Here is a 7,485-nt window from a genome sequence, read left to right on the forward strand (position 1 = left end):
GTTAGAACCCTCTGTAACTATCTTTTCACCTTGGTATACAATATCTCCTACACTTAATTGTCTTACCTCTCCTGTTAAGTCATTAAGTGCTCTTGCTATTCCTCCGTTTACGCTTTTAACTACTCCGGCTTCTTTGGCCATCATATTCTCCTTATTGTTTATAGTATTTGAAATTTTGAATGAATTATATAAATTTTAGAAGGGCTTGTCTATTGTACTGGGGTACAATAGAGAGATAAATAACGAAAAAAGATAAAAAATTATGAGGAATTTAATGACAAGAAAGAATATCCCAAAGGAAATTCCTTTGGGATTAAAAGTATAGATATTAAAGTACGTGTATCTGGTCTTGAACTTCGATTGTAGTTGTACCACTAGTATAAGTAGTATAACCACCAGAACTAGCACCTTTAGTCCAGCTACTTCCAAGAGTAAGCTCATCGTTACTATCGCCATCTATTTTTAGCTTATTCTCGTTACTATCACGTAATATATCTTGAACATTACTAGCTGTAAGAGATAAGGTTGTCTTTTCTCCATTAGTCATATCTAGTTTTTCAATATTTTTAACATGACTAAAGTCTATGCTATTATCAGCTACTTTTAATGTATCAAATCCAGCTCCGCCGTCGATAGTCGAAGTATCTTGAATACTTGCATTTTTGCCAATTGAGATAGTGTCGTTACCGCCGCCGCCACTTACAGTAGAGTTATTCTTAACGGTTAGATTATCTCCGATAGTAATGGTATCGTTGCCGTCAGTAGCGTTATTCTCTCCACCGCCGCCTTCGCCCCAGTCTCCGTAAATACCAGCATTGCCATCTAGAGTTAGATTATTACCTATAGTAATTGTATCGCCTCCTTGACCGCCTTTTACGTCGGCATAGTTTTTAAATGTTACGTTATTTCCTATAGTTACGGTATCGTTACCAAAAGTACTTGCGTCTGTATCGCCCTTACCATTATCCATATAGATATCAGAATTATCTATAGTAACGTTATTTCCTATTTTTGCGGTATCACTATGGTATCCTAAGTGCATATGCGTGCCTTCGCTAATATTAGCTCCGTCTCCGATATTTAGAGTGTCACTTTGATTTCCAGTTATAAGCTGAGAGTGCCTAACAGTAGCACCAGCACCTATATTAATTACGTCGTCATTATTATGAAGATCTATTCTTGTATTATGTAGCTCGGCACCATCTTTAATATTAACCGTATCCTTAGCAACGGCACTACCGTATGCACCAATTACGGTTTTGTCGTATGAGCTAGCATCTTTATCGCCAAATTTACCGCTAATATTAACCGTATTATTTCCGCTACTCCAGCCACCACCAAGAGTTATCTTAGTATTGTCAGATTCTATATTATTGCCAGTACCATCGATATTAACGGTATTTGTACCATGTCCTGTTTGGATATTAACGTCTTTAAATTTACCGCCCTTAATATTGATAATATCGTCGCCACTTCCGGTGTCAATATTAGAGTTTTTAATTATGCCATCACCAATATTTACAGTATCGTTATCTTTTCCGGTGTCAATATTAGACTTTTCAACCGTACCGTTTATATTTAAAGTATCTTTTCCACCGTAAGTTTGTATTTCGGCATTTTTGACGGTAGCGCCGGCTTTAACATTTATGGTATCTTCTGAACTATAATAATCCCTATGATCTGATCTTATATAAGTTTTATGCTCATTAAAGGCATTAAGACTAGCATCTTGGTCGCCAAATACCGCACCAGACTCTATATTTACTTCATTTTTACCCTTGCCTAGTCCGATCTCTGCTTCGCTAAACGTACCGCCTCTTACATATACTTTATCTTCACCATCATCGGTATAAATTCTTGTATTAGTTAAATTTGCTCCGGCATTTATATTTATCTCGTCGTTACCACCATCCATATTCACAAGAGAATCTTTAAATGTAGCATTATCTATTGTTAAAGTATCTTTGCCCTCGCCCATATCTGCTTTGAATTTTACCGTAGCTCCGCCGTGCATCTTTATCTCATCGTCTCCACCGTGAGTTTGAAGATTATTGCCGACGTTAGTATAAGTAAAGTCGCCCGCTATATCTATAACGTCTTTATTTTGGCTACCCATAAGGCTTTTTACTTTAGCTTCGCCGCTTTGATGGAAATTCATATATTGCTCGCCTAGAGATTGAGAAGCTTGTATCGTTACGTCTTTTAATACGGCGTTTCCGGTTACGTTTAGAGTAGCTCTGTCAGTAGATTTGCCGCTAGCACCTAGTTGAAGCGTTGTACCATCTATCTCTGCATTACCGTTAATATTTATTTTATCGTTTGCTCCGGCACCCGTATCGATATTACCGCCTTTAACCTTAGCATTACCGTTTACGGTTATAGTGTCATCTCCGGCTTCTCCTAAGATATATGTATTATTTAGATTAGCATTGCCGTTTACGGTTATTTTGTCATTAAATTTATTGCCCTCAATCCACTTAGAATTTAAATTCATGCCGTCTGAAATTTCCATTACGTTTTCGCCGTATCCGCCGGATATCTTTCTGCCGCCTATTTGAGAATTTTTAAATTTCATTCCATCATCACCGGAATAATTATCTCGCATGCTACCTTCAACATTACCGTCAACTGTAGCATTTTCAACAGTGATATTATCGTTATCTGATTTTTTGGCTCCACCGTATACGCTAGGATCTTCACCGCGTCCGCCACTAACGTATCCTTTTACTCTCGCGCCATCTAAAATTTTAATAGTATCACTATCTTCGTTGCCTTCTATGTTTTCGGTTACGACGGTACCGGTATCTTTTACGGTTATCTTGTCATTGCCCCATCTTCCGACTATACCGTCTACTTTAGCGCCTTTTTCTACCAATATATCGTCATCGCCACCTCTACCGTTTATTGCTTTAACATAAGTTCCACTATCACTTACAGTTACCTTATCGTTTCCTTCGTCGGCTTGTATAAGACCTACTTTAGCGCCTTTATCTACGGTTATATTATCATCCCCGTTGCCAGCACCTATAAATCCGACCTGCGTTCCAGTTCCGCTTACTTTTATGGTATCGCCGGCAGCGCCGTTGTCTTCTATATCTATATTTTTTCCTTGGCTTGCTTGATATGCTTTTTCATGTACATCATTTTTTGTTTTATTGTCACCTAGTAATGTATCTACTTTTGAGCCACTTTCTACGGTTATGTTATCGCTTCCAGAACCACCAGAAACACCCTTTGCCTCGGCGCCGTTTTTGAGATCAACGTTATCGTTTCCAACTCCTCCACGCACAGACGTTATTCTTGTGCCGTCTACGGTTATATTATCTACATTATCCGATCCAAACACTTTTAAGTTTGGATTAGGATTTACTATCTTAGCTACTGAACCATCATCTGGATAGTTTGAAGCTTTTGCTGTGCTAGTTACTGCTAGGTCTTTAGCATTATCTTGACCGATAGCAAGGTTACCATCTTTACTTACATACCAGCCTTCTTTATAATCAAATGCACTAGGAGCAGTAGGATCATTAGGAGCTAGATAATCTCTACCGTCAGTATGTCTATATACGTGATATCCATTAGGTATAGAAGAGGCAAATGAGTCTAAGAGTGCAGAAGATGTGCTTTCTCCCTTATATGCCGACAATGGAATTTTTATACTTCCTGCTGGTAAAGCAGGTCCTGTTGCTTCAGCTCCAGTTCCAGCCCCAACAGCACTTCCTCCACTTACACCAAAGCTATTATCTCCACCTGCTGCTAGAGATAAAGCATCTATGCTTCCTACATTAGCATTTATGTTACTAATGTGGCCTCCTTCTGCAAAGCTAGTAGAAGATAAGCTTACGCCATCTCCACCATTACCACCTGCTTGTGGACCACCTGCTGCAGTTTCTTCTAGGGCATTAAGATCTGTTCCTTTTAAGATGGCTTGTTGTAAAGCTGAGATATCAGCTACTGTTTCGTTATTATTAGAGTCTTGGTCTAGAGTTAGAGTATCTTTACCTATTAAAGTTATATCTTTACCATCAGTTTGAGTTATTGTTACTTTAGAGTTAGAACCCTCTGTAACTATCTTTTCACCTTGGTATACAATATCTCCTACACTTAATTGTCTTACCTCTCCTGTTAAGTCATTAAGTGCTCTTGCTATTCCTCCGTTTACGCTTTTAACTACTCCGACTTCTTTAGCCATCATGTTCTCCTTATTGTTTATAGTATTTGAAATTTTGAATGAATTATATAAATTTTAAAAGGGCTTGTCTATTGTACCATGTGAAATATTTGTGTGACTATCTTTTATCGTAGCCCTAAAATTTAGCCTTTGCCTTTAAAATTCTTAGCATTAATTTTAGTAGAAATTGATTTTATTTAAAAATTTAAAGACCTACTAAAATAGAAAGTAAGTCTTTAAATATGATCTTATAAAGCCTTTATATCTCCACCGATAACTCTTAGCCCTCTACTATCAAATATTGCCTTTACGCCAGCTACTTCTATCACGACGCTTGATCCTTCTATCGTTACTTTTGTGCTACCTACTTGATGGATTATCTTATCTTTGGCATTTACCTCATAAGTCGTCTCTATATTGCTAAATTTTGAATCAGCAATCTCTGTGTGCTGGGCAGCTGTTTTTGTTGTGAAATTTGACTTAGCATTTATATCAATGTAGCTATTTGCCTGAAGCACAATATGCTCGTTACTAAATTCATTTATACCTTTTTGTGAATTTAGCTTATAGCCACCATCTATGTTCTGCTCTTTTGTGCCTTTTACCTCTTTCATCTCATCATTATGTATGGTCGTATTAAGATTTGATTTTACTTCCACAAATTTATCATGTCCTACAAATTCATGACTATCTTGACCTACTCTTGTATTGTTATCAACAGCTACATTTAGCGTATTTGAGACACCAACTACTGTATCTTTTGAAAGTCCAACTGTTGTTAGATACTCGCCTCCGACATTTACATTTTTTGCTAGATCTATCGTCTGGATGTGAGCTTTTTTAACACGCTCAGTGTAGCTTCCATGCACTTGTGAGCTTTTGTCATTTAGTATTGTTTGAGAAAAGTCGTTATTTACAAGCTCGTCATAGTCCTTTTCTGCTTTTACATAAATTTGCTCTTTATTTTTTAAATTTGATAAAGTGATCTCGTTTATACCGGTCTCATTTGCACCAATTGTTTTTGAGCTAAGAGATGTTTGGTGATAGTTGCTATCTACATTTACAAGTGGTGTATTTGAGGCATTATATAGGCTACCGCTTACTACTGGGTTGTCTATATCGTTTTGTAAAAACGAGATGATAACCTCATCGCCGATCCTTGGTATGGCAAAAAATCCTGAGCTATTGCTAGCAATAGGCGTTATAACTCTTAGATAAGCACTCTTGTGATAGCTTGCGTTGATGGCATCGTCTTTATCGATTATCTCTTGCGTACTAAAAGCATTTAACCTCACCTTTACCCTACCATAGCTATCAGTATGGATCGTGTTATTTTGGCTGTTTAGTCCATCTTGACCTACTACAAGACCTAGCGTGATATCTGGTGCTTTTGGCTTTTGCTTGTAGCTTGGGATAAATTTTACACTACTTGGAATGATGCTTATCTCGTTTGTGTATGAGCTTATAAATTTTTTATCTTTAAATGGGACATTATCGCCTAAATTTAAAGTATTTTCTAAAACGCTCTCATCAATATAAGTATGCTTTAAAGCTATTATTTTAAACTCGTATTCGCCCTTGCTAGCATCAATAGCTACCGAAATATTATCATTTAAATTTAGTGCAAATACATTTGAGCTAGCGGTAAATTCTTTTAAAAGCATATCGCTTCTTATCTTTTTGAGATATGTGCTGACCTCTAGTAAGCTTGTATCACTAAACGAGTACTCGTCTAAATTTATGTGCTTATCGTATACATTGACCTGCTCGTTAAATATCTTCTCAGTCTTGCTCTCTAGTACGTTTGGATAGGCTGTGTTTTGAAAAGAGTGAGTAAAGCTATTTGCCTTTAGCGTCTCGCTCTTTGTTATTTTATTTATGTGTTCGGTTGCTAGATTATTATTCAAATTTACATTAAAACTTACTTTTCTAGCTTCCTTGCCACTACTTGTATCGCTTGAAGTAAAATTTTCATTTTGATTGCTATAAGCTAGTATAAATGTATCATGAAAATAAATTTTTTCATTGTCTTCATAAAAATATATACCGCTATCATGGCAAAGCCTTGTTATGAAAGCTAGGTCGCTCTCATTGTACTGGGCTATAAATTCTCTCTTGTTGTAGTTATTTTTGATATTTGAGAAGTCCAGCTCTTTGGTTAGTCTTTGTTTATTAAAAGCCAAAATATCTTTTACTACTTCTAAAATGCTCTGGTCTGTATAAATTCTATTTGCTCTATTTATACTTAGTCTATATAGTGGCGAAGTTAGCTTAAATTTAAAGAAGTATTTTTTATCTATATTTGTACTAGTCTCATCATCTACGCCAAGATACTCTACATCGCTTACTATTCCACTAAAGTGCATATCGTTTGAGCTACCATCTGGAACGATGTTTTTATTTGTTGAAGACGGCCTTTTTATGCTTAGCTTTATACTTTTATCAAGATATTTATATATGCTTGAGTAACTTTTATCGTTATTGTAGATGGTGTCTAAATTTTCATAAAGCGGGTTTTTCACCAAATTTATATAAGCAAAGCACTCTATGCTAAATATACTTTCTAAATTTTCATAAATATCTGCACGTGTAACGATAAATTTATCGTTTGACTCGTTTGCTATCTGAAGAGTCGAGAAGGTATCGTTAGATACGCCGTAGTCCACAAAGCCGTCTGTTGCCACTGAATTGCTAGATGCCAGCATGACAGGCTTAGTCAGTGATGATGTTGGTGATGTTATGTTTTTGTCCATTTGTTGCTCTTTCAATCTTTTTTCGTTTTCTTCTTCTTGTTTTAATGCCTTTTCAAACATTTCAATATCGGTGTCAGTGAGGTTACGATAGTTTTTAAACCACTCCACTTGATCCATTTTTTTAATTTCTTTAAATTCTCTGTAGTCTTTATCTTTTGTGATATCAATCTGCCTTTCGGCCATATCGGCAGCTTTCTCATAAACAAAGCCACCAGGTCCAGCAATAGTACTAAATGCACCACCAGTAGCTTTTATTGCTCTTGTTGCATCCCCATATTTGCTTTTTTTATCAACACCTACTATTTCATTATTTTTATTTTTTATATCTAACTTCTTTTTATTTATATTTAAAAAATCCACTACTTATTCTTTCTGTTTAATATTTTTTCTAGATCTTTTTCATCATTTATAAGCATTAATATGTTTTTTAAGAAGCCATAATCTTTTGGGTCCTGTCCATAATCTAATAGTCTTTTTATTAATTTAAATTTCTCTTCTTTAAATTCTTTATATTTTGGAGTTTTAATAAACTCAAGTAACCCAGGACTAGCCTTTTTATTG

Annotated in this window: 2 protein-coding genes and 1 pseudogene; all 3 read right to left on the minus strand. The window is 35.9% G+C overall.

The window, feature by feature from the left end:
- Window positions 1–328 precede the first annotated feature (328 nt).
- Entirely contained in the window at window positions 329–4,192 is a 3,864-nt protein-coding gene (locus CYP54_RS09200) for a beta strand repeat-containing protein (RefSeq protein ID WP_103605014.1), read from the minus strand.
- Window positions 4,193–4,419: 227 nt separating this feature from the next.
- Window positions 4,420–7,284, minus strand: coding sequence for a type VI secretion system Vgr family protein (gene tssI / locus CYP54_RS09205; protein WP_181001576.1), 2,865 nt, complete (start codon window positions 7,282–7,284; stop codon window positions 4,420–4,422).
- Window positions 7,284–7,485: pseudogene (locus CYP54_RS09210) on the minus strand (hypothetical protein); the annotation flags it as partial. The gene tssI and the pseudogene CYP54_RS09210, both read right to left, overlap by 1 nt.

The organism is Campylobacter concisus, assembly GCF_002914005.1.
Classification (GTDB): Bacteria; Campylobacterota; Campylobacteria; order Campylobacterales; family Campylobacteraceae; genus Campylobacter_A; species Campylobacter_A concisus_N.